19 protein-coding genes and 1 pseudogene are annotated in these 22,405 nt (G+C 52.4%); 4 read left to right on the plus strand and 16 right to left on the minus strand.

What is annotated here, in order from left to right; genetic code table 11:
* Nucleotides 1-29 precede the first annotated feature (29 nt).
* The 11 genes from ftsA to QZN53_RS08480 are packed head-to-tail and all read right to left on the minus strand — an operon-like array spanning nucleotide 30 to nucleotide 12,270.
* Nucleotides 30-1,271, minus strand: a complete 1,242-nt coding sequence (gene ftsA / locus QZN53_RS08430) for a cell division protein FtsA (RefSeq protein WP_163438570.1) — start codon at nucleotides 1,269-1,271, stop codon at nucleotides 30-32.
* Complete coding sequence (locus QZN53_RS08435; protein WP_294652505.1) at nucleotides 1,264-2,106, minus strand: FtsQ-type POTRA domain-containing protein; 843 nt, start codon at nucleotides 2,104-2,106, stop codon at nucleotides 1,264-1,266. The genes ftsA and QZN53_RS08435 overlap by 8 nt, the downstream gene beginning before the upstream one ends.
* Before the next feature lie 18 nt (nucleotides 2,107-2,124).
* On the minus strand, nucleotides 2,125-3,507 hold the full coding sequence (gene murC / locus QZN53_RS08440) for a UDP-N-acetylmuramate--L-alanine ligase (RefSeq protein ID WP_163438571.1): 1,383 nt from the start codon (nucleotides 3,505-3,507) through the stop codon (nucleotides 2,125-2,127).
* Nucleotides 3,507-4,577 (minus strand): undecaprenyldiphospho-muramoylpentapeptide beta-N-acetylglucosaminyltransferase, encoded by a 1,071-nt coding sequence (gene murG, locus QZN53_RS08445; RefSeq protein WP_163438572.1) that lies wholly within the window; start codon nucleotides 4,575-4,577, stop codon nucleotides 3,507-3,509. Before murG ends, murC begins: the two co-directional genes overlap by 1 nt.
* Nucleotides 4,574-5,749: an FtsW/RodA/SpoVE family cell cycle protein gene (locus tag QZN53_RS08450; protein ID WP_163438573.1), complete on the minus strand. Its 1,176-nt coding sequence runs from the start codon at nucleotides 5,747-5,749 to the stop codon at nucleotides 4,574-4,576. The genes murG and QZN53_RS08450 overlap by 4 nt, the downstream gene beginning before the upstream one ends.
* 18 nt (nucleotides 5,750-5,767) lie before the next feature.
* On the minus strand, nucleotides 5,768-7,150 hold the full coding sequence (murF, locus tag QZN53_RS08455) for a UDP-N-acetylmuramoyl-tripeptide--D-alanyl-D-alanine ligase (RefSeq protein ID WP_163438574.1): 1,383 nt from the start codon (nucleotides 7,148-7,150) through the stop codon (nucleotides 5,768-5,770).
* Entirely contained in the window at nucleotides 7,143-8,570 is a 1,428-nt protein-coding gene (locus tag QZN53_RS08460) for a UDP-N-acetylmuramoyl-L-alanyl-D-glutamate--2,6-diaminopimelate ligase (protein ID WP_163438575.1), read from the minus strand. Before QZN53_RS08460 ends, murF begins: the two co-directional genes overlap by 8 nt.
* Nucleotides 8,570-10,468: a penicillin-binding protein gene (locus QZN53_RS08465; protein WP_163438576.1), complete on the minus strand. Its 1,899-nt coding sequence runs from the start codon at nucleotides 10,466-10,468 to the stop codon at nucleotides 8,570-8,572. Before QZN53_RS08465 ends, QZN53_RS08460 begins: the two co-directional genes overlap by 1 nt.
* Nucleotides 10,465-10,773 carry a hypothetical protein gene (locus QZN53_RS08470; RefSeq protein ID WP_163438577.1) on the minus strand — a complete coding sequence of 103 codons (309 nt, stop codon included), beginning with the start codon at nucleotides 10,771-10,773 and terminating at the stop codon, nucleotides 10,465-10,467. Before QZN53_RS08470 ends, QZN53_RS08465 begins: the two co-directional genes overlap by 4 nt.
* Complete coding sequence (rsmH, locus tag QZN53_RS08475) at nucleotides 10,770-11,807, minus strand: 16S rRNA (cytosine(1402)-N(4))-methyltransferase RsmH (RefSeq protein ID WP_163438578.1); 1,038 nt, start codon at nucleotides 11,805-11,807, stop codon at nucleotides 10,770-10,772. The genes QZN53_RS08470 and rsmH overlap by 4 nt, the downstream gene beginning before the upstream one ends.
* Nucleotides 11,794-12,270, minus strand: coding sequence for a division/cell wall cluster transcriptional repressor MraZ (locus QZN53_RS08480; protein ID WP_163438579.1), 477 nt, complete (start codon nucleotides 12,268-12,270; stop codon nucleotides 11,794-11,796). The genes rsmH and QZN53_RS08480 overlap by 14 nt, the downstream gene beginning before the upstream one ends.
* Nucleotides 12,271-12,585: 315 nt before the next feature.
* Between QZN53_RS08480 and QZN53_RS12975 the strand changes: the two are divergent.
* The 4 genes and pseudogenes from QZN53_RS12975 to QZN53_RS08495 all read left to right on the plus strand — a co-directional run.
* Nucleotides 12,586-12,672 (plus strand): annotated as a pseudogene (locus tag QZN53_RS12975) (zinc ribbon domain-containing protein); the annotation flags it as partial.
* A complete protein-coding gene (locus QZN53_RS08485; RefSeq protein ID WP_294652544.1) occupies nucleotides 12,672-13,373 on the plus strand; it encodes a GspE/PulE family protein in 702 nt (233 codons plus the stop codon). The pseudogene QZN53_RS12975 and the gene QZN53_RS08485, both read left to right, overlap by 1 nt.
* A gap of 160 nt (nucleotides 13,374-13,533) precedes the next feature.
* Entirely contained in the window at nucleotides 13,534-14,385 is an 852-nt protein-coding gene (locus QZN53_RS08490) for a TIGR02147 family protein (protein WP_163438581.1), read from the plus strand.
* On the plus strand, nucleotides 14,378-16,408 hold the full coding sequence (locus QZN53_RS08495; protein WP_163438582.1) for an FISUMP domain-containing protein: 2,031 nt from the start codon (nucleotides 14,378-14,380) through the stop codon (nucleotides 16,406-16,408). Before QZN53_RS08490 ends, QZN53_RS08495 begins: the two co-directional genes overlap by 8 nt.
* Nucleotides 16,409-16,673: 265 nt before the next feature.
* Here QZN53_RS08495 and QZN53_RS08500 read toward each other — a convergent pair whose 3' ends face one another.
* From QZN53_RS08500 to infB, 5 genes are read right to left on the minus strand one after another with little or no spacing between them, the layout of a single operon-like run.
* On the minus strand, nucleotides 16,674-17,177 hold the full coding sequence (locus QZN53_RS08500) for a hypothetical protein (protein WP_163438583.1): 504 nt from the start codon (nucleotides 17,175-17,177) through the stop codon (nucleotides 16,674-16,676).
* Nucleotides 17,178-18,080, minus strand: a complete 903-nt coding sequence (gene ribF / locus QZN53_RS08505) for a riboflavin biosynthesis protein RibF (RefSeq protein WP_163438584.1) — start codon at nucleotides 18,078-18,080, stop codon at nucleotides 17,178-17,180. It lies immediately after the preceding gene.
* Nucleotides 18,077-18,982, minus strand: coding sequence for a tRNA pseudouridine(55) synthase TruB (gene truB / locus QZN53_RS08510; RefSeq protein ID WP_163438585.1), 906 nt, complete (start codon nucleotides 18,980-18,982; stop codon nucleotides 18,077-18,079). The genes ribF and truB overlap by 4 nt, the downstream gene beginning before the upstream one ends.
* On the minus strand, nucleotides 18,983-19,336 hold the full coding sequence (gene rbfA, locus QZN53_RS08515; RefSeq protein ID WP_072976600.1) for a 30S ribosome-binding factor RbfA: 354 nt from the start codon (nucleotides 19,334-19,336) through the stop codon (nucleotides 18,983-18,985).
* Entirely contained in the window at nucleotides 19,326-22,382 is a 3,057-nt protein-coding gene (gene infB / locus QZN53_RS08520) for a translation initiation factor IF-2 (RefSeq protein ID WP_163438586.1), read from the minus strand. The genes rbfA and infB overlap by 11 nt, the downstream gene beginning before the upstream one ends.
* Between the last annotated feature and the right edge of the window lie 23 nt (nucleotides 22,383-22,405).

Here is a 22,405-nt window from a genome sequence, read left to right on the forward strand (position 1 = left end):
ATCTCCCTGATGTTGAGTGTTGGTGTTTGTTATAAATAAGTCCTGATGATTTCAATGAAACGCTGGAATCCCTTCTTCATGGAAACTGCAATCTGGGTTCCCGTTTCACGGTTTTTCTTTTCGCGGTGTTGCTTGTTCGCATAGTAAAGGAGGCCGATACCCGTTGCATAAGATGGATTCTGGTAGGCTTCCTGAATACCGCTCATGCCCTTCGGGCGACCGATGCGAACCGGCTTTCCGAACACCTTGCAAGCGACATCTTCGATGCCTTCCAAAGCGCAGCAACCACCCGTGAGCACGATACCGCCATTGATAATGGTGTCGAGCTGGTGAGCCTTAAGCTGTTCATTGAGCATCGAGAAAATTTCGCCTACGCGCGCCGTAATAATTTCGGCAAGAAGCTTGCGCGAGCAAGAGACATCGCCACGGTTACCCACAGCAGGCACCGGGAATGTTTCATCTTCAATCAAATTGCTAATCGTGCAAGTGCCAAACTTTTTCTTGACTTCTTCAGCCTTCGAAAGTGCAATCGGCACATTCAGGCAACGGCTGATATCGCTTGTAATAACGTTTCCGGCATAATCAACAGAGGTGGTAAAGCGCACGGAATCGTTCACGAATACGGCAAGGTCTGCAGTTCCTGCGCCAATGTCAACAAGAGCAACGCCGAGTTCGCGTTCATCATTGGTCAGCACAGCACTTGCTGCTGCCAAGGGTTCAAGCACAAAGCCTGCCACATTAAGACCCGCACGGTTCACGCACTTGGCCAGGTTCTGCAAAGCATTCTGTTTTGCGGTCACCACCTGAACGTCAACGCCCAAGCGACGGCCCGAACGGCCCTTCGGATTACGGATATGCGGTTCGTCGTCCAAGGAATATTCGCCCGGGAAGATATGAATGATTTCGCCGGCAGAGGCGGGCAACGTACTCGCCTGCTTTGTCACGTTGTCAATGTCTTCTTCGCGAACTTCGCCTACGGGGAGCGTAACGATTCCCTGAGTATCCAAGGAACGCACGTGCTTACCCGCAATGCCCACATACACATCGTGCACATCGACGCGAGTCGTATTTTCAATGACTTGGACAGCCTGCTGTAATGTTTCCACTACAGAATCGAACTCGTCGGCATTCTTGAGCGGAAAATCGCCGCATTCCACAACGCGAACGTTTTCACCTTCGGAAACACCCACGAACAGGTTTATCTTCGATTCACCAATGTCAAGGCCAAAGATGTATTCGTCTTTTCTTTTGTCCTGTTTATTGTCATCCATTGACGCACCTCTTATCATAATTTCTTACATAGGCAAAGCCCGAATAGCGCATATCGACTTCACCCGCGCAAAGCAAATCCTTTGCAAACCCGTTTTCAAGCGACTTGTACAGCGTAAACTGATCCTTGTTCGATTTCATGTCCTTAAAGAGAGCGGTAAAGCCGACATCTCTGAAATAAACCTTCATGCAATCATCTTCAGAAGACCAGGTCACCTGCGACACACGATTATAAAGTTCAGCATCATACTTACGCATATCCACCAGGAACTGCGTTACAGTCTTCACATGTTCCATTGCGGCCATATCCATTACCGGGAGCCTCATAGCGGTCGCCACCGAGAACGGAAGCGGGAATCCTTTTTCGGAATAGATCGTTGCGCGACCTTCCGAAAGAACTGTAAGTACCGGCGAAGTTTCTTGCAACTTGATATAGAGCGAAGACGGGAACTTCTTTACGACCTTTGCCGAAAGAATCATCGGTAGCTGCATGAGCGATGCTTCGACAGAATCGGCATTCAGTTCCGACATGAGCATTCCAGTTTCCACCTGGGCACCCTGCATCACGTCTTCCCAAGAAAGCATGCGGTTGCCTTCAATTTCCACATACTGCAAGTGGCGCAGTTCCAGCGGATTGAAATGCTGCAGGTAGAAGCGGTTGTGAATTGCAAGGACAGCAAGAACCACCAAGATAATGGTGAAAATCCAGCCGCGGCGCTTGAACCAATGCCAAGCCGAAGACACTCCGCTTTTCACCTTGCGGACGCGCTCCTGCTTGCGCATGAGTTCGTTGTAGCCCATTCGACGGCCGAGTAATGTTGTCTTACGTCCAGTCAATTCTAATTCCTAATACTTCTAGAGGCATTCCTTCAAAATTCTTTCGCCCAGTTTCCAGATGTTTCCAGCGCCCATGAGCACCACCACATCGCCCGGCTGCAATTCCTTCTTGAGAATCGGCAGCAAGTTCAGCTGGTCGCCCACAAAGCGGGAATCACGGTGGCCGCGGTCAGAAGCACTGTTAGACACGAGCGAACCCGTCACGCCTTCAATCGGCTTTTCACGGGAAGCGTAAATGTCGGTCACCAAGAGCACATCGCAGTTTGCAAATGCACCACCAAAGGCATCATGCTGGTCGCGGGTACGGGTAAACAGGTGCGGCTGGAAAGCAACGATGATGCGGCGATCCGGGAAAGCATCGCGGAAACCGAGCAAGGTAGCCGTCGCTTCGGTCGGATGGTGAGCGTAGTCATCAAAGACCAAGACGTCGTTCTTTTCGCCAATGAATTCAAAGCGGCGCTTGACGCCTTCGAACTCGGCGCAGGCCTTGCGAGCGATATCGGCAGAAATACCTTCTTCGATAGCGAGGGCCACGGCGGCAGTTGCATTCAGCACGTTGTGACGGCCCGGAATCTGGAGTTTGAATTCACCCAAGCTTTCACCATCGTTCAAAATTTCAAATACAGGGTAACCCTTTTCAAAACGCAGGTTATCCACGCGGTACTTGGCCTGACGCGTAAAGCCGTAAGTAATCACCGGCTTCTTGAGACGGGCCAAAATCTGCTGCACGTTCGGGTCATCCAAACAGACAATCACCTGGCCGTAGAACGGAATCTTGTTCGCGAACTGTACGAAGGCATCCTTGATGTCTTCAATGTTTTCGTAAGTATCCAAGTGGTCGGCGTCAATGTTCGTGATGATTGCAGAAGACGGCATCATCGAAAGGAAGCTGCGGTCGAATTCATCGCTTTCGGCAATCAGGTAGTCACCCTTACCGACCTTAGCGCCCGAGCCTTTACCCTTGACAACACCGCCCACGATAATGGTCGGGTCAAGGCCGGCTTCTTCCCAAATCTGGCCCACGATAGAGGTGGTCGTGGTCTTGCCGTGAGTGCCTGCAATCGAAAGCGTGTACTTCATGCGCATGAGTTCGCCAAGCATTTCGGCGCGGCGAATCACCGGAATACGGCGGTTACGAGCTTCAACCAGTTCGGGGTTATCGTGCGGAACTGCAGAAGAATAAACCACCAAGTCCGTATCTTCGACATTCGATGCTTCATGCTTTGAGAAAACCTTAATGCCAAGGCCCTTCAGGTAATCAATCACCTGGCTTTCACCGGTATCGGAGCCGCTTACCACGAAACCGTTATCGTGGAGCACTTCGGCAATACCGGACATACCGGCGCCACCGATACCTACAAAATGAAGCTTACGGACACGCTTACAATCATTAATCTGCATTAATCATTCTCCTTAGAGAGGATAACACGAGCAATCTGGTCGGCTGCATCGGGCATTCCGAGCTTTTTAGCCGCGACGGCCATCGAATTCAAACGAGTTTCATCGCCCAAGAGCTGTTCCACCTTTTCCCACAGGTGATTTTCTTCGGCATCGAGTTCCACAAGGGCAGCACCGGCATGTTCTACCACGCGGGCATTATGTTCCTGGTGGTTAGCGGTAGCATGCGGGAACGGCAAGAGAATCGAGGGCTTACCGAAGGCAAGGATTTCGGCCAAGGCAGAGGCACCAGCGCGGCTGATAATCAAGTCGGCATGCTTCATGTAGGCGTAAATGCCATCAAGGAATCCGCGAATAGCCACATTCGGAACTTCGCCTACGCGGTTGCTGATGGTTTCCACATTCTTGACTCCCACCTGCCAAACGACAGATACATCGTCGCGAGCAGCAATGGTCTTGATGCTTTCTTCAATCTTGTTGTTGATGCCCACAGCACCCTGAGAGCCGCCCACAATGAACACGGCCTTTTTGCCCGGAGCAAATTCGGCAGGACGAGCGAGAGTATCGCCAATCGGCAATTCACGAACCGGGTTGCCAAAAATCATGCATTTTTCTACCGGGAAGAACTTAGCGGCTTCTTCGGAAGTTACAAAGACGGTCTTTGCGTAGCGGGCACCCACCTTGTTGGCAACGCCGGCCACTGCATTCTGTTCCTGCAGATAAACCGGAATGCCGGCAGTGCCTGCGGCAAGCACGATCGGAAGCGACACGTAGCCACCGGTTGCCACAACGACATCGGGCTTCACTTTCTTAATCACGCTCTTGGCGCGCACCAAAGCCTTGGACAAATTGAACGGCAAGGCCAAATTCTTGAGGAACGGGCCACGGTGCAGGGGAACAGCCGAAATGTATTCGTAGGGCCAGTCTTTTGCAACCAAGCGTTCTTCCATAGAATCTTTACGGCCAGCAAAAGTAATGTCGGTCACGCCCATCTTTTTAAGGCTATTTGCAATGGCTACGGCCGGGAAGATATGGCCACCGGTACCGCCACATACGAAAAGGAACTTTTTCATACGCCACTCCTTGAAAATTCATAGTTTCTGTAGGCACTGCTTTCGAGCGAGGCGCCACTCATGTAGGGTTCCTTGATCATCTTGCCTGTATTGGATCTGGAAATGTTCAACAGAATACCCACTGCCACACAGCTGTAAATTAAATTGGTTCCGCCGAAGCTTATGAACGGGAGAGGTTGGCCCGTCGTGGGGAAAAGTCCCACGCAAACGCAGACGTGAACCAAAAAGTTGAAGAAAAGCGAGAACGTGAGAGCCACGGCCAGGTACTTTCCGAAACGAGTCGAAGACTGGCGAGCAATCGAGAATCCTTGAGCAAAAAGAACCGCATACAAAACCAGCAAGAAGAAGGTTCCCATGAATCCGAATTCTTCGCCAGCCACCGCATAAATCACATCTTTGTGAACTTCGGGCAAGTAACCCAGTTTCTGCACGCCCATGCCAAATCCCGTTCCCGAGAATCCGCCGTTACCCAAAGCGAGCAAAGCATGTTCACCCTGCCAGTTCGAAGCGACCATTTCGCCTTCGGCCGCCGTAAACGCCTGAATACGCTTACTCGAATGTCCTGTCATGAGCAACATGATAATTCCCGGCGGAATGGCGGCGCCAATGGTAATAGCAAGGTACTTGTAATTCACGCCAGCCGTAAGCATTACGCAAATCACAACCATCGAAAGCATCATGAGCATCGAATAGTTCGGCTGCAAAATCAGCAAGAAAGCGGTAATGCCAAAGAAGATTCCCGGCTGCACGATGGTGCAAGCAACACTCTTGATGTTGTCGCCTGCCTGCGAGAACTTTCCGCAAATGCAAATGAGCATGCCGAGCTTCATGATTTCAGAAGGCTGAATGCCCAAAATCCAGCGGTTCGCACCCTTGACACCGTGGCCCGACACAAGAGCCGCAATCGTCAGCACCACGCCCACAAAGAAGGTAATGCGACCGAGCCAGACCCAGTGACCGTAATCCAGGAATCGGGCAAGGCCAAGCATCAGAATCAAACCGAACACAGCCTTGATCAAGTGCTTTTGCAGATAGTATTCTGCAGGAAGTCCATGGGACACAGCGAAATGGGCCGATGCCGTATAGACAATAGGCACGCCCAAACAAATCAGCAGCAACACTACTACCAAGAGTAGCTTGTTCATGCCGGTATTTGCGACTGTGTTTTCCATTCCTTCGTGAGTCCTAAATTAAGCCTTGACCTTCGTGAGTTTAAGCATGGCATCCACCACCTGTTCCATGTGCATGCCGCGGCTGCCCTTGATCAAGAGCACATCGCCTTCTGCCACAATTTCGGTGAGGGTGTCGATCAGTTCCTGAACAGATGCAAAGTGGTGCGCAGCCTTCATGCCCTTGGACTTTGCGCCCTTCACATAAAGCTTTGCCTTTTCGCCCACGGTCAGGAGCATATCAAAATTCATTTCGGGAACCATAGCGCCCATTTCCTGGTGCAGAGCGTCCGTCTGAGCGCCGAGTTCCAGCATATCGCCCAAAATGGCAATGCGGCGGTTCACCTTCATGTTGCCAATGGTCTGCAAAGCCATCTTGGTCGAAGACGGGTTCGCATTGTAGCAATCCGACACAATCTTGAAGCCGTTGGCATTCTTGATTTCCATACGCATGTTGGTCGAACGGAAGTTGGCAAGAGCCTTGGCGATGTCGGCCTTGGGCACTCTGTACTGCAGGCCAACGGCGATTGCAGCAAGAGCGTTATAGAGGTTATGAATGCCCGGCACGTTCAGCGTAAACTTGGTGCGGTCTACAAAGAAGGTAGCGCAGTTGTCTTCGCTCCATTCGAGCTTTTCAGGCTTGATGATGCCGCGCTTCACGCCAAAGGTCACCACTTTGTAGCTCGTATTGCTGCGGCACTTGCAAAGACGCGGGTCATCGGCGTTCACGATGAGCACGCCGTTCTTCTTGAGGCCTGCGACAATCGTCTTCTTTTCGGCGAACACGCCGTCCAAATCCTTGAGGCGTTCCAGGTGAGAGGCGCCAATGTTGGTAATCACGGCCACATCGGGCTCGACAGCGAGCGAAAGCGGACGGATTTCATCCGGGCCGCTTGTGCCCATTTCAATCACAGCAGCTTCGTGACTGTGCTTGAGTTGGAACAGTGTCATGGGCACACCGATGTGGTTATTGAAGTTACCGGCGGTGGCGTGGGTGTTATACTTCTGCGAAAGAACGGCCTTCACCATTTCCTTAGTGGTGGTCTTGCCGTTGCTGCCCGTAATGGCAACCTTCTTTACCTTGAAATTCTTCTGATAGCCCTTGGCGAGCTTGAGGAGCGCTTTCGTCGTATCGTCGACGGGCGCATACATCTTGAAGTTTTCAATGCCTTCGGCATCAGCGTTCACGACACTCATCAATGCTCCATTTTTTTCCATTTGAGTTACAAACTGGTGGGCGTCAAATCGGGCACCCTTGATCGGCCAAAAAACCACGCCCTTGGCAGGTTCGCGGGAATCCATGCAAAGATTCACTTTGCGGTTCTTGGTGCGGCCATCAACACCTACCGAGTAGGTTTCGAGGATTTCCAAGAGTTCCTTGATTTTCAAGTCCAGCTTATACATTTTCCATTGCCTTCACCGCTTCTTCGCGGTCATCAAAATGGTGTTTGGTCTTACCCACAATCTGGTAGTCTTCGTGGCCCTTGCCCGCAATCACAAGCCAGTCGCCGTCCTTAAGTTCTGCGCAAGCCTTGGCAATCGCTTCTTCGCGCTTTTCGACGACGCTAAACTTGTCCGTCTTCATACCAGCGCGAACATCGTTAATGATGTCGGTCGGATTTTCGGTACGCGGGTTATCCGAGGTGAGCCAAGCCTTGTCCGCAATGCGTTCGGCGATTGCACCCATAATCGGGCGCTTGGTCTTGTCGCGGTCACCGCCGCAGCCGAACACGCACGCGAGGCGGCCTCGGCAGAGGCTACGAGCGGTCGTAAGGACGCGTTCGAGGGCGTCAGGTGTGTGTGCATAGTCCACAATCACGTGGCGGCCATTCTTGTTCCAGACCTTTTCAAAGCGGCCCGGAACGCGGACTTCTGCCAAAGCCTTGCGCATGGCAGGTTCGGCAAGGCCGATTGCCTTTGCCCAGGCAAGTACCAGCATCACGTTGTCCACGTTAAAGTCACCGCACAACGGAGTTTCAAACGGTTCTGCACTAATGGCAGGCAACAGCATCTTGAGGCCATCCTCAGTATTCTGCACGGCACCTTCGGGCTTCACTAAAGCACTAACGACCCCTAGACGCGAGACAGCCACCCTCCGGTCCGCTCCTATCCCGGCTAGGGAATCGTATAGTTTCTTTCCGTACGCATCATCGATATTGATAACGGCAACACCATCATCAGCAAGGTAACGCGTAAACAAAAGCTTCTTTGCCTCAAAGTAGGCATCCATCGTCTTATGGTAATCGAGGTGGTCTTGAGTCAGGTTGCTGAACAAGGCGCTCTTGTAAAGCACACCTGCCATACGACCCTGATCCAAGGAATGCGAAGACGCTTCCATCACCAAGTCCGTACAACCGGCCTCGACTGCTTTTGCGGCAAAGGCATACAAATCCAATAGCCCCGGCGTCGTTAATGTAGCGGGCACCGAAGTTTCGCCAATTTTATTCTTAATGGTTCCAAGGAGAGCAACCTTGCGGCCAGCAGCCGAAAGCATTGCATCCATCAGGAACGCACTCGTTGTCTTACCATTCGTACCCGTCACTGCATGAGCGCTAAGCTTTGCAAACGGGTCCTTATAGAAAATCTTTGCAGCTTCAAGGCGAGCTGCCTTCACATCGGCCACTTGAATCCACTTGGACGTCAATCCCTCGGGAGCAACCGTTTCGCTCACCACTGCAACTGCACCCGACGCCAAAGCGGTTCTTGCAAATTCATCGGACTTTTCGCCCGGCATCGAGAAAAACAAATCTTTTGCCTTCACGCGGCGGGAGTCGTCGCACAGGCCCTGCACATTCAATTTCTGCATCAACGTTTCAGAAATCATTAGCCTCTCTCCTTGAGCGTAAGCTTGCAAATTTGACCCTTATGGAGCGTTTCCCCGACTTTCGGCGTCTGAGACACAACGCGACCCATTCCGGTATATTCCACATTCATGCGAATGTTTCCTGCAATTTCAAGAGCATCTTTCAACGAAAGTCCCTTCAAGTCCGGCATCGTCGAAGCGTCGACATCGCCAAGCTTGAGCACCAGCGCCAAAGAATCCGTCTTGTCGCGGCGCACGGCAATCACTCGAGAGCCTTCGCCTTCAAAAGTCACCGGGCATTTCTTGTTTGCCGCCACCGACTTCGCCGTCTGGGCAAGCATTCCCACATAATCGCCTTCGCAAGTTGTATTCTTCTTGACAAAGGCAAGATCATGAGATGCCGGCGAAAGCTTCGGATGGTAGTAAATGCCTTCCATAATGCGGCGGAAAATCGGGCCAGCCGTTGCACCACCTGTGTGGCCATAAAGCTTATCGGCGTTCGGGTCGTCTACCAAGACCATGCACACGTAGCGCACATCTTCAACTGGAGCAAGACCAATAAACGATGCCACCTGATGTTCGCGGTCATACTTGCCGGTTTCCTGGTTGTACTTTTCTGCCGTACCGGTCTTTCCACCAAAAATCACGTCCGGAATCTTCTTGCTGGCCACACGCTTTGCCGTACCGCTGTTCACCACACGGTTGAGCATCTTGCGAATCGAAGCTGCCGTGCGTTCCGAAATTACGCGGCGCACCTTCACCGGATCCTTCTTTTCGACCAGGTTTCCGTCGGAATCGCGCCATTCTTTCACAATCATCGGTTCCATCAGAGTGCCGCCGTTAGCAATAGCCGCATAAGCCATCACCATTTGAATCGGCGTTACAGAGACTGCGTGGCCAAAGCCCATGGTTTTAAGGGTACGGTCATCTCTCGTGAGCTCATAAGGCATGTAAAGGCGACCGGCTTCTTCACCAGCCAAGTTTTCAGAGGTCTTCATGCCAAAGCCGAAGTTACGGGCCATGCGGTAAAGCTTTTCAGCGCCAACCTTGTCGGCCACTTTCGCAAAGACAATGTTCGAAGACTGAACCATTGCCTCGGCCATATCCATGTCGCCATAAATGTGGGTATCGCAAATGCGTTCAGCACGGGCGCTCCAGCTCCAGCACTTGCCTTCGTTCACAAAGACTGTATCTTCGGGCACCACGCCGTTTTCAAGCGCAGCCGCAGCCGTAATCACCTTGAAGGTAGAGCCCGGTTCATAAGACATCGCAACGATGTCGTTTTTGGCCATTTTGCCCACACCCTGCTTTTTAGAGTTCGGGTCAAAAGTCGGATAACTTGCCATGGCCAAGATTTCACCCGTGTACGGATCCACCACCACGGCAGAGGCACTGGCGGCACTGAATTCGATCACGCCATCCTTGAGCGCCTTTTCCACAATTTCTTGCATGTCGCGGTCAATGGTCAGCACCAGGTTCTTGCCCGGCTTTGCTTCGGCCACGTTTTCAGAACGTCCCAGAATTTCACGTTCCTTGGCATCCTTGATACCCACGCGGAATCCTTCGTTACCACGCAGACGCAAGTCGTACATGCGTTCCATGCCCATGCTGCCTTCGCCATCGTAGCCGACCTTGCCCACAATCTGGGAGGCAAGCTTACCCTGCAAGAAGATTCGGCTATAGTCTTCGGCCTTGCCGGTATCGCGCAAGTTCTTGGCAAACACGATACCATTTCTGTCCAAGATCTCGCCGCGTTCGGCGTAAATGCTCTTGGTACGGGTTACCATGCTCTTGGTTTCGGCCTGATAAACTTCACGGTTCAGCACTTGAATATTAAAGGTCTGCCATGCAAGAACACCAATTGCGCCAAGCACAATCATCTTTGCAACCGAGAGCGCATCCATATTCACAATATTCATTGCGCCCCCGTTACGCGCACCTTGGTCGGCACGCCGTTCAAGTCAAGACCAACACTGTCTGCAAAGACAGACAAGTTTTCAAGAGAAGACAACTTGTTGATTTCAAGTTCCTGCAGGGTTCTTTCACGCTGCAGCTGCCCGATCTTATAAGAAAGATCCTGGGACTTCAAATAAAGCTTAGACAAGCAGTTCTGCATATACAACGGCAAGATCAGCAAAAGCCCTGCCACCAACACGGCGCAGATAAACACCCACACAATGGTGCGGTTAGAGTTGAACAGGGATTTTTGATTCTTTTCGCTCATACCCGTTCGTACACCCTAAGCTTTGCAGAGCGAGCCCTGCTGTTGTTTGCAATTTCTTCGTTAGACGGCAGAATCGGCTTGCGATTCACCTTTTTAAGGCGCTGGTGATTGCCACCGCACGTGCATACAGGCTGGCGTTCGGGGCAAATGCAGGCGCGTTCAAATTCAGCGGCCGTTTCCTTGACGCAGCGGTCTTCTACGGAATGGTAGCTCATCACCACCAAACGACCGCCCACCTTGAGGCAGTCTACGGCAGCGCGCAGGCTATCTTCGATTTCCTTGAGTTCGCCGTTCACTTCCATGCGAATCGCCTGGAACACGCGGGCCAAAAGGCCATTCACTTCGCGGCGTTTGTCGGGGAACACGGATTCCACCACAGCCTTCACGTCAGAAGGCAAAATTTCTTGGTCGCCCTTAGAGGCAGCCATTTCAACCAAGCGGGTCGCAAGTTTGAAGCCGCGATCCATATCCGCATTCTTGCGGAGTGCGGCAGCGAGCGTATCGGCATCCACCGTCTTGAGCCATTCCTGGGCAGAAACGCCTTCGCGACGGTCCATGCGCAAATCCAGCGGATTGTCGCCCACAAAAGTAAAGCCGCGGTCAGAGGCATCAACCTGATGGCTGCTAATGCCCAAATCGTAGAGAATGCCGTCCAAAGTATTCGGCGCAATTTCATTCTTCAATTCACCGAAGCGAACCGGATGCACAATAAACTTGGGCTTTACACCAGCAAGGCGCTTGGTAGCAAAGGCAACGGCTTCTTCATCGCGGTCAAATGCGTGAAGTGTTCCGTTTTCATCTAGTTTGTTTGCAATAGCGTAAGAATGACCGCCACCGCCCAAAGTACAATCGCTATAGGTACCGTTCGGCTTGATGTTCAAGCCTTCAAGACATTCCTTAAGCATCACCGGATCGTGATAGAACACGCCGTTTTCGACACCAGCGAGAGCGGCTTCGGAATGGACAGCCGTTGCGCGGTCGTTCAAAATTTCATTTGTACGTAATTCAGTCTTGCGGAGGCTATTTATTGCCATCGGACCCCTCCGTCAAGCTTTCACCATAGAACGCGGCATCGAAGGCGGCAATTGCATCTTCAGTCTGCAAGCCGAACTTTTCATTGAAGCGTTCAGGATTCCATAGTTCAAGAGTTTTTCCGCTAGCTTGTACGTAAAGGACTTCACCCTTAAGACCAGCATACTCCAACAAGATCTTTGGAAGTAAAATGCGGTTCTGGCCATCGAGCTCCACTACTGTAGGAGCGAGGCCTCTCCGAACTAGGTCAGCTTGACGGCGGTCGGACCTCGAGTCCAAGTCCGCCATGAACTTTTCGTATTCCGGCAAGGTAAACAACCGAAGCGTCTGATTCGGACCACGCGTGATCACGAATTCATCGCCCTCGGTTGGCCCGAGCTGACGACGGAATTCCCTGGGGAAGGAAGACCTTCCCTTTCCATCGATAGCCGTTTGGGCTTGACCTATGAAAGACGTAAAGTTCATACTAGTTTGACACATTTTACCACAACACAGTACAAATCTACCATTTTCTACCACTTTGGCAAGATAGAGCTGACATTTTCACCCCGAAAGCATACAAAAAGCATACCTCGAACCTAGGTCCGATTCAATTTAAGTGAACATATGTTCACTACAGCAAAAGGCTCTGTCGGGCCAGTCCGTACTTTTGGGTCGAAACTGCGAAAATGCTGCGGACCGCCGAACGGTCATTTCAGCGTAAAAACATCGGTCATGCAGCCGAAAAACAGTTTTGGAAGCAGTTTAGCCCGACAGAGCCCAACAAAAAAGGAGTACACTATGGAAATGAAGTTTTGTCAGAGCTGTGGGATGCCGCTTTCGCCGGAAGTCCTCGGTACGAACGCCGACGGCAGCAAGAGCGACGAATCGGTAAGTCTACCACGCTTTACGAAATTCTTGACAGTACGATCAATATTTCTACCATGGAAGACCCGGTCGAATTGAATATCGACGGCGTGAACCAGGGGCAAATTAACAATGCGGCGGGCTTTACCTTCGCCGCGGGCATCCGCGCCCTGCTCCGTCAGGACCCGGACGTCATCATGATCGGTGAAATGCGTGACCAGGAGACATCGTCCATGGCTATCGAAGCAGCCTTGACGGGTCACTTGGTCTTCAGTACGTTGCATACAAACGATGCTGCCGGTGCCTTCCCGCGTTTGCTCGAAATGGGCCTGGAACCCTTCCTTGTGTCTACCGCTATCAAGGGCGTGCTCGCCCAGCGCCTTGTGCGCCGCATCTGTAAGTACTGCAAGGAACCGGTGGAAATTTCGCAGGCTATGCGCGACGAACTCCACCTGTCTCCGGAAATGCAGTTCTACCACAGCCGCGGTTGCGAAAAGTGCAACGGCTCCGGTTACAAGGGCCGTTGCGGTATTTACGAGTTCCTGGTGCCGAACGAGACGGTGCGTAACCTCATCATCAAGCGTTCTTCGGGCGACGTGATCAAGCGCGCCGCCATGAAGGAATGCGGCATGATTACGCTGCGCATGGACGGCATCCAGAAGGCTCTGGATGGTCATACCACGCTCGAACAGGCCGTGGGCGCCTCCGCCGACGACGACTAGTAGTTTATCAGAGTCTAAAAAAAGGTCGCTTCGGCGGCCTTTTTTTTGATATGGTGCGCTTATAATACGCGCTTGTATCATATTTTGAGAAAATATTAAAAAATTGAAAAAGTTGTCTTTTTTACTTGTTTTTAGCTTGTTTTGTATTATATTTGGAAATATGAAACCCATAACCGAGTATAATGACTACCGCGCCTACATGCGTGACTTTTATGAAGAGCGCAAGCGTGTGTCGTACTTTACTTGGCGACAGTTTGCAAGCCTTGCCGGTTTTGTCTCGCCGACATACCTCAAGCTAGTTTGCGAAGGAAAATCGAGACTGAGCAAACCCGGAATAGCGAAAGTCGCAAGAGCCATGGGGTTAGAGGGGTTCGACTACACCTATTTCGGGTTGCTCGTTAAATTTGAAAGTGCAAAAGATGCCGCGGAGAAGGAAGCTATACTTCGTGAACTCGAGCGGGAGGCAAGGCTCATCAAGGTGCGCGTCGTGGACGCTGATGCGTTCCGCTACTATGAGAATCCGGCCTGCCCCATAGTGCGCGAACTCGCTCCAATCATGCCGAAGGCGGATCCGGGTGAAATCGCTGCGCACATCAGGAACAAGACCACCATGCTAGACGTGCGCGAGGTCTTGCAGTTCTTGGTGAAGGCGGGTTTCCTCTTGAAAACGGGTAAGGGAACCTACGAGCAGACGGAAAAATCCGTGAAAGGCTCGAAAGAGGCTATCCCGCTCGCCATTCGCTCCATGAACCGTGAAATGGCAAAACTCGGGGTACAGGCTATCGACACGGATGGGATCGAGGAACGTAACTATTCCGGCGTCACCATGGGCATCGACGAAGTTGCCTACGCGCGGATTGTCGAGGAGATAAACGCCTGCCGCAAGAAGGTGATAGATATCGCCCGCGAATGCCAGAACATCAATCAGGTGTACCGCTTGAATCTGCAACTTTTTCCGCTTACGGACAAAGTAAGCACTCGGGGTAAAAAAAAGGAGACCAGCAATGAGTAAGATAAAATTCTTATTCCTCGCATATTTCATCGGATTTTTAGCCTGTTCCTGTTCGGACAAGGTTGCAGGCACTACCGAAGACGAGAATACGCTCGCACAATACAGCAGCTCCTCGAGCTTTGACGAAATTTCGTCGAGCGAGGCTGAAGTTTCGTCAAGCAGTTTCGGCCATATAGAGCGCTCTTTCAACGCCGACAGCCTCATATTCGACGGCAGAGGTTGGGGCGCAGTGTTCTCCTGCCCAGACAGTGTGGAGGCTTCCGAGGCTCTCGAGAACTCCATCACGCTCGGCCGGTTCATTTCGGGTCGCATTGAAAAGCTCATGGCGACGGGGCTCACTCAAGAACAAGCGGACAGCGCCGCACAGGCGGAACTGTTTACGGCGCTCGGAATCGACTCGTATCTCCGCGAAGATCCCTTCCGGTTAAAGCTCGTCAGCAACCTCCTTAACTATATCTTCGGCGGTACGGTCTACGTAGACTTTTACGAGAGTGTCGAGAAAGCCTTCACGGAAACCGGTTCCCTTTCGAAGGAACACTACTGTAATTTTGATGCCGACGCTGACCACATCCGTGACTTTTACACAGAGGGGGTTTTCCCCGAACATTACCTTTACGAATCCTCCCTGTACCGATCCATGTACTGCAAACTTTCCTTGGTCGTCCCGTTAGAGATGGTCAGAATTGTTGATGCCAAATGTTACGATCTGCCCGTGTGCGACAGCACCAACATCGGTAAAACATTCAAGGCAAAGTACAATTCCGATGAAAAACTCATCACATGCAAGGAAACGGGCTGGGGTCACGCCACTGCGATAGGAAGGGTGACCTTTGACGTGCCCTGCGACAAGGAAGGCAAGTATATCTTCTATGGGGGCGGTCCAGTCAGCTTATCGTTTGTATGTAGCCTCGACTCAGGCTGGTACGTTGCAGAGACTGTTGATGCGGAAACCTTCGATGTGCCCTGTGACAAGCATGGTGAATTGTACACGAGCCCGAATGATTCGGCTAGAGTCTACGTGTGTCGCAAGGAGCAATTTTGCAGGCATAACGACAACTACTTCGACGAATCCCCCTTGCCGTCTGGCTATTACAACGACTTCTACGTTGAGTACGGCCAGCAATGGGTCGCGCCTTGCATGGACGAGGGTTGGGATTACGCAAGCATTCTTGATATCGAAACGTCGATGGATGTGTGCGATAGCGAAGGAAAAACGCTCCAGAGTCCCTCGGATTCGAATCTGTATTACATTTGCCACGACGAGAAGTGGACGGAATTTTACAATTTGCCCTGCAACATGGATAACAAACGCGTGAAAGTAGGATACACCGATTACATCTGCTATGACAAAACATGGCGAACCACCTCCGAATGGCACGTGGAATACCCAGCCGAATACTACTTCAATCCCGAAGTCAATTACGGAAGCTTTACGGACCCGCGCGACAACTATGTTTACCATACCGTCGAGTTCAAGGGCCGCACGTGGATTGCGGAGAACATGAAGTATGCTGGATTCCCCGACAGCGTGCTGGCAAAAGAAACCCGATGCCTTGCGGACAGCTGCAAGAATGTCGGGCGGTACTACAGCGCCAGAGTTGCAAACGAAGTATGCCCCGAAGGCTGGAATCTCCCGGATTCTAACGATATACTCGCATTCGCGACAATGAATGATGCTATTAAACTCATTTCTTGGCTTAACGGTGAACCGGATATCCACGGATTGAGCTTTATACTGAACGGAAGAATTGTCGACACCGATATGCCCTATTCGTCTTGGCAAGGGGAACTTGCGCTCCTTTGGATGAACGAGACGAACGAAGAAATCGGACGTCTTGTCGCCACGATAACAAAATCATGGGATAAATCAGTAAAAATTTGGGCCGGTCATCAACCTGATTGGTATGCGAATATGCAACGGATTAGTCTGTATCCAGAATCAGACTGGGCACCCACTCCCGATGGATTCCCGGAGGAATTTATCGACCAGACATTCCTCCCGGTGCGCTGTGTAAAAAAATAAAAAGTCTTGACAGAGCTTTCTAAATAATGCACGTTTGTGCATAGAAGCAAAAGGCTCTGTCGGGCTAGACCGTACTTTTGGGTCGAAACTGCGAAAATGCTGCGGACCGCCGAACGGTCATTTCAGCGTAAAAACATCGGTCATGCAGCCGAAAAACAGTTTTGGAAGGGGCACAAGTGTATAGTTTAGCCCGACAGAGCCCAACAAAAAAAATCCCAGTCGTTCACCGAGATTTTTTAAGCCCTAATTATTTTGAATAAATGGTCTAGAACACGTAGCGAATATCTAAAAGATACGACGCGCCAGTAGAGGTTCTTTTCGATACCGGAGTGAACATCGCTCCGTTCAGGCCCCAATGCTGATTGAAGTCCCAGTTGAAACCGGCCGAAACTTCGGTCTTGGTGTCAGCGCCATGAGCTTCATTGACCAAGGTAAAGCCCGTGAGGAAATGGAAATTGTTGCCACCCAAGTAAAGCAGAGCCGGAACGCGAATATACTGCGTGTGGTATTGCTGCCACATCATATCGAACGTCATGTACACGCCGTTTTCTTTACTCAAGCGAAGCTTCAAGCCAAGACCCGCATCCAGCAAGCCCGCATGCAAAAAGAACCGGCAACGAGAGCTGTTCGAAAATCCCGTCGAAGCCTGCGTTGATTCTTTAGATTCATTTTTCTTAGATACAGACTTTTTAGCGGCAGACGATTTCGCGGCAAGGCTAGTCGTCGACAAAAGCAACAAGCAAGCGAATAGGATCTTAAACAGTTTCATTTATTCAGCCCAGTGATTGCCGTTGTAGTTGCGAGCAGTGTCTGCATCCATGCCAATCTGACGGACCAGATCATCCAAGCTCGGGAATTTCTGTTCAGGGCGCAGGTATGCCATCAAGTCAAGCACCATCGGGCGACCGTAAATGTCTTCGCTAAAGTCGAGCAAATACGCTTCGATAGCGAGGCGCTGGTTGCCGGTAGACGGCTGCGTACCAATGTTCACCACCGCGCGGAAAGAGCGTTCTCCCCCGTTGCCATCGGGCAAGCGAGCAGTCGCCACATACACGCCGTGTTTGGGCAAGAACTTGTACTTTCCCACTTGCAAATTCGCTGTCGGGAAACCGATGGTATGACCGAGGCGCTTGCCTTCGACAATCGTTCCAGACAAACGATACGGGCGGCCCAGATAAGTCTGCGCGCGCGACACATCGCCATTCAAAAGCGCATTTCGCACAGCGGAAGAACTCACGCGTTCACCCTTGTGAAGCACAATCGAAAGCATGGCCGTCGAAAGTTCCGGGAAGGCCGCGGTAATGGTTTCGTAGTTACCCTTGCCGCCGGCGCCAAAGCAATGGTCATGTCCAAAGAACATGGAGCACACGCCGCGCTTTTCAATCAGTTCCTGACGGACAAAGACATCGAACGGAAGCTTCGCCACTTCGGGCGTAAACGGGAGCACCAAAAATTCAAGTCCCAGGCTTTCGATAAACTCACGCTTTTCTTCGGTAGTCGTGAGGAGCAGCGGATCGCCGGGAGTGCGCAACACATAGTTGGAATGCGGCTCAAAACTAATGACGGTAGGCGTCAAGCCGTTCACTTCGGCAACGGCCTTGAGCGTGCGGAAAAGCGCCTGGTGTCCCAGGTGGCATCCGTCAAAATTACCCATCGTCACAGCACGTTTCATTTTTCATCCTCACCCAAATAAAATTTCGGCTTAATGCGCCCCGGTTCATAAAAGCACAGGCTCAAGACTTCGCCTTGCATGTTTGCGGCAAACACATGGCCCTCGGGGCCTACGCCCTCGACTTTCTCTTTCCACGGGAGCCAATTACCCTGGCGGATTACAGCCACCTGTTCGTCGGTTAGGCGCACCACCGGAAAGTCGAGCACCGCATCGACCGGCAACAGATTTTCACGGGTCAAGTTCTCGCCGCGCACCGCCTTATCGAGCGTCACATTGCCGATGCGGTGTCTGCGTATCTGCGATACGCATGCGTAGGTTCCAAGCGCACGACCGATATCGCGACCGAGCGCACGAATATAAGTTCCCTTGGAGCATTCGCAAATCAAGTCGAAGGTCGCAAATTCCTTGCCGGAGCAGCCTTCAGTCACTTCGCCCTCGCCTATCACCTTGAGTTCGCCAATGTGAATCTTGCGAGGCTTCAATTCAATGTTGCGGCCACGTTCCATCAAGTCGCTGGCACGCACGCCGTTGATTTTCACGGCGCAGTACTTGGGCGGAACCTGTTCAATATCGCCCGTAAATTGCGGGAGAACAGCTTCGAGCATTTCGCGGGTAATCGCGAGCGCTTCGCCCTGCTCCACAACCTCGCCGTCCCATTCGAGGGTATCGGTTTCGTAGCCCAAATGCAGCCTAAAGCTATAGCACTTGTCCTTGGCTTCGATAAAGGGCAACAGTCGCGTGCAGCGGCCGGTGGCAGCAATAATCAAGCCCGAGGCACGCAAATCCAGCGTGCCCGCGTGGCCTACTCGCTTTGTAGAAAAGACCCTTTTCAGTGGGAAAAGGGCCTTAAAAGAAGTTTCGCCAGCAATCTTGTCCAAAAGAACGAAGCCGGAATTGCTCAATTACAAGTCCCCTTTCTGCTTCAGTTCGGCCAGAATGCTTTCGATATGCATGGCGTGTTCCAAGTTTTCATCCAGAACAAAATTCAGTTCCGGAATCTTACGGATCTTTAGCGCCTTGCCTAAAACAGTACGGATATAACCCGCCGAATTCTTGAGGCCAATCAGCGAATCACGCTTTTCCTTGTCGGAACCCATCACGGACACCATGACCTTGGCGTAGCTCAGGTCATCGGTAATCGTAACGCGCGTGATGCTGGCGAGGCTGCTCACACGAGGATCCTTCAAGCCCTTCTGCAAGAGCTTGCCGATTTCCTCGCGGAACTGTTCATCCAATCTGTCAGTTCTACGACTCATTGGACTCCTCAGCCTTCTTGGCCTTTTCTTCGGCTTCTTCGCGAGCCACATCCTTCAGGGTACGGGCAACCTTGACTTCCTTGAAGAAGATCAAGCTATCGCCTTCCTTGATATCTTCGTAACCCTTAAGACCGATACCGCATTCAAAGCCACGAGCGACAGACTTGACGTCGTCCTTCATGCGCTTCAAGGACTGGACCACGGTCGTACCGAGTTCCACGCCGTTGCGGTACACGCGCACATGGCTGGTACGGTCGACTTCGCCGTCGGTAACCATACAGCCTGCGATGAGACCGATCTTCGGAATCTTGAACACCTGGCGGATTTCGGCTTCGCCGGAGAGTTCTTCGCGCATGGTCGGCTTCAAGAGGCCTTCCACAGCGTTGGTGATATCTTCAATGCAGTCGTAAATCACGCGGTAGTTGCGGATTTCGATGCCTTCCTTCTGGGCCATTTCGCGGATAGAGAGCGACGGCATCAAGTGGAAGGAAATAATGATTGCCTGTGCGGTCGTAGCGAGCAAGATATCGGATTCCGTAATGGTACCCACACCCTTGCGGATAATGTTGACGCGCACTTCCTTGTTGGTAAGCTTTTCGAGGCTTGCTGCAAGAGCTTCTGCAGAACCGCCCACGTCGGCCTTGACAATAAGGTTGAGTTCGGAGAGCTTACCTTCCTTACGATCGTTGAAGGTATCTTCCAAAGTCTTCACGTTACGAGAACGCAGGTCGCGTTCACGAGCAGCCATACGGCGCTTGGAGGCAATTTCACGTGCGGTCTTTTCGTCTTCGACCACGATCAAGTCGTCACCGGCCTGCGGAGTACCGTCAAAGCCGAGCACCTGACACGGAGCAGACGGAGGAGCTTCCTTCATCTGTTCGCCACGTTCGTTAAACATAGCACGGACACGACCAGCGTAAATACCGCAAACGAACGGGTCACCCACATGGAGCGTACCGTTCTGCACGAGGATCGTGGCCATAGAACCCTTACCCACGTCGAGCTTGGATTCCACCACGGCGCCGCGAGCGTGAGCATCGGGGTTAGCCTTGAGTTCGAGCACTTCGGCTTCGAGGGCGAGCGTTTCCAAAAGGTCGTCCATGCCCTGGCCCGTACGTGCAGAAACTTCGATACAGCTGGTAGAACCACCCCACTGTTCCACTTCCACGCCGCGTTCAGCGAGCTGGGCGCGAATCTTGTCGGGGTTAGCGGTCGGCAAGTCGATCTTCGTGATAGCCACGACCATCGGCACCTTTTCACGCTTGGCAAGTTCAATAGATTCAACCGTCTGCGGCATCACCATGGAGTCGGCTGCCACCACGAGCACGATTACGTCGGTCACCTGAGAACCGCGAGCACGCATAGCACTGAATGCTTCGTGACCCGGGGTATCGAGGAAGGTCACCTTACCCTGCTTGGTCGTGACTTCGTATGCACCGATGTGCTGCGTAATACCACCCGATTCGCCGGACACCACGTGGGTCTTACGAATCCAGTCGAGCAAAGAAGTTTTACCGTGGTCAACGTGGCCCATCACCGTCACCACCGGGTGACGCGGCTTCAGGTTTTCAGAAGATTCTTCTTCCACGCCGAGCACTTCTTCTTCGTATTCTTCCATCAGCTGGGCTTCGTAACCGAATTCGTCAGCCAAGAGCTGGATGGTTTCAAAATCGAGGCGGGCGTTGATGGTCACCATCATGCCCATTTCCATGCACTTCGCAATCACGCGGGCCGGCATCTGGTCCATAAGGCCAGCGAGTTCGCCCACGGTGATAAAGTCGGAAGTCTTAAGGATTTTCTTTTCTTCGCCCGGAGTATTGTCGTTATGCTCCTTGCGGTAAACTTTCTTGACAGGCTTCTTGGAAAGGTCAGCCATCACGCGAGAAACGTTCTGACGTACGGCTTCCTGCTGGAGTTCCTTCTGTTGCTCCATGCGGTCCTTGCCGTTATTGCGACGGTTCTTGTCGTTCTGACCATGACGACCGTTCTGCTGCTTGCCGCCCTTGCCGCCCTGGTTCTGGCCGCCAAATCCCTGGGCGCCACCATTGCTAGCATTAAAGGCATCCTGCATCGAGTTGCCGGTAAAGCCACCCGTGCGACCGGTAAAGGTACGACCGCCGTTGTTGTTCGGGCCGCCGTTACCATTACGGTTGTCGTTACGACGATTGCCGTTGCGGTTGTCGCCATTGTTCGAAAGGCGACCGAAAGTTCCTGTATAACCCTGCTGGTTTCCACCACCGTTGCGGTGTCCGCCGCGGTTCGACTGGGCCTGTTGCTGAGACTTTTTGATACGGGCAAGAATGGCTTCGTCCGGTTTGAACACCTGGGCCTTCATCGGAGGCTGCTTGAGTTCCATGCCCGGGGTAACCATGGCAGGCTTTGCTGCGGCCGGTGCGGGAGCAGGAGCGGCTGCCGGAGCGGCAGGCTTAACAGCCGGAGCAACGGGCTTGACTGCTGCAGGAGCGGCCGGTGCAGCAGGTGCCGGAGCAGGTGCTGCGGGAGCAGGCTTCACTTCTGCCTTCGGAGCTGCGGGCTTTTCAGCCGGAGCGGCTTCAACCTTCGGGGCTGCAGGCGCTGCGGCAGGAGCGGCAGGCTTCACTTCAGGGGCCTTCGGTGCTTCGACAGCGGCAGGGGCCTCGGCCTTGGGGGCGGGGGCTGCTGCGGCAGGTTTCACCGTAGCAGTAGGCTTTGCGGCGGCCGGTGCGGCAGCAGCGGCAGCGGGCTTTGCAGTTGCAGGCTTCTTCGTTCTAATCAGCTTGGCCTTCAACTTGCCATCGCCAGCCGAAGCAGACTCACTCTTCTTGTCAGAAGAAGCATTGGAAGTTTCGGCGGAAGATGCCTTTTTCAGATTCTTGTTGCGGGCTTCGGCCTTCTGGCGTTCCGCCTCGGCATCTGCTTCGATCTTCTCGTAGTCCTTAGCGTCAAGCTTAGACACCTGAGTACGGACAGCAACGCCCGCATCACGAAGCAGCTTCATCACGACATCAACCTTGACGCCGTGTTCCTTTGCCCAATCTACTGGTTTAATTTGTTCTTCATTAGCCATGAATAGCTTCCAATGTTCCTTTT

The organism is uncultured Fibrobacter sp., assembly GCF_900316465.1.
Taxonomy (GTDB): Bacteria; Fibrobacterota; Fibrobacteria; order Fibrobacterales; family Fibrobacteraceae; genus Fibrobacter.

Coding starts and splice junctions, on each gene's coding strand:
- ftsA (WP_163438570.1), bottom strand. CDS start 1,271: ATGGATGACAATAAACAGGACAAAAGAAAAGACGAATACATCTTTGGC.
- murC (WP_163438571.1), bottom strand. CDS start 3,507: ATGCAGATTAATGATTGTAAGCGTGTCCGTAAGCTTCATTTTGTAGGT.
- murG (WP_163438572.1), bottom strand. CDS start 4,577: ATGAAAAAGTTCCTTTTCGTATGTGGCGGTACCGGTGGCCATATCTTC.
- QZN53_RS08450 (WP_163438573.1), bottom strand. CDS start 5,749: ATGGAAAACACAGTCGCAAATACCGGCATGAACAAGCTACTCTTGGTA.
- murF (WP_163438574.1), bottom strand. CDS start 7,150: ATGTATAAGCTGGACTTGAAAATCAAGGAACTCTTGGAAATCCTCGAA.
- QZN53_RS08460 (WP_163438575.1), bottom strand. CDS start 8,570: ATGATTTCTGAAACGTTGATGCAGAAATTGAATGTGCAGGGCCTGTGC.
- QZN53_RS08465 (WP_163438576.1), bottom strand. CDS start 10,468: ATGAATATTGTGAATATGGATGCGCTCTCGGTTGCAAAGATGATTGTG.
- QZN53_RS08470 (WP_163438577.1), bottom strand. CDS start 10,773: ATGAGCGAAAAGAATCAAAAATCCCTGTTCAACTCTAACCGCACCATT.
- rsmH (WP_163438578.1), bottom strand. CDS start 11,807: ATGGCAATAAATAGCCTCCGCAAGACTGAATTACGTACAAATGAAATT.
- QZN53_RS08480 (WP_163438579.1), bottom strand. CDS start 12,270: ATGAACTTTACGTCTTTCATAGGTCAAGCCCAAACGGCTATCGATGGA.
- QZN53_RS08490 (WP_163438581.1), top strand. CDS start 13,534: ATGAAACCCATAACCGAGTATAATGACTACCGCGCCTACATGCGTGAC.
- QZN53_RS08495 (WP_163438582.1), top strand. CDS start 14,378: ATGAGTAAGATAAAATTCTTATTCCTCGCATATTTCATCGGATTTTTA.
- QZN53_RS08500 (WP_163438583.1), bottom strand. CDS start 17,177: ATGAAACTGTTTAAGATCCTATTCGCTTGCTTGTTGCTTTTGTCGACG.
- ribF (WP_163438584.1), bottom strand. CDS start 18,080: ATGAAACGTGCTGTGACGATGGGTAATTTTGACGGATGCCACCTGGGA.
- rbfA (WP_072976600.1), bottom strand. CDS start 19,336: ATGAGTCGTAGAACTGACAGATTGGATGAACAGTTCCGCGAGGAAATC.
- infB (WP_163438586.1), bottom strand. CDS start 22,382: ATGGCTAATGAAGAACAAATTAAACCAGTAGATTGGGCAAAGGAACAC.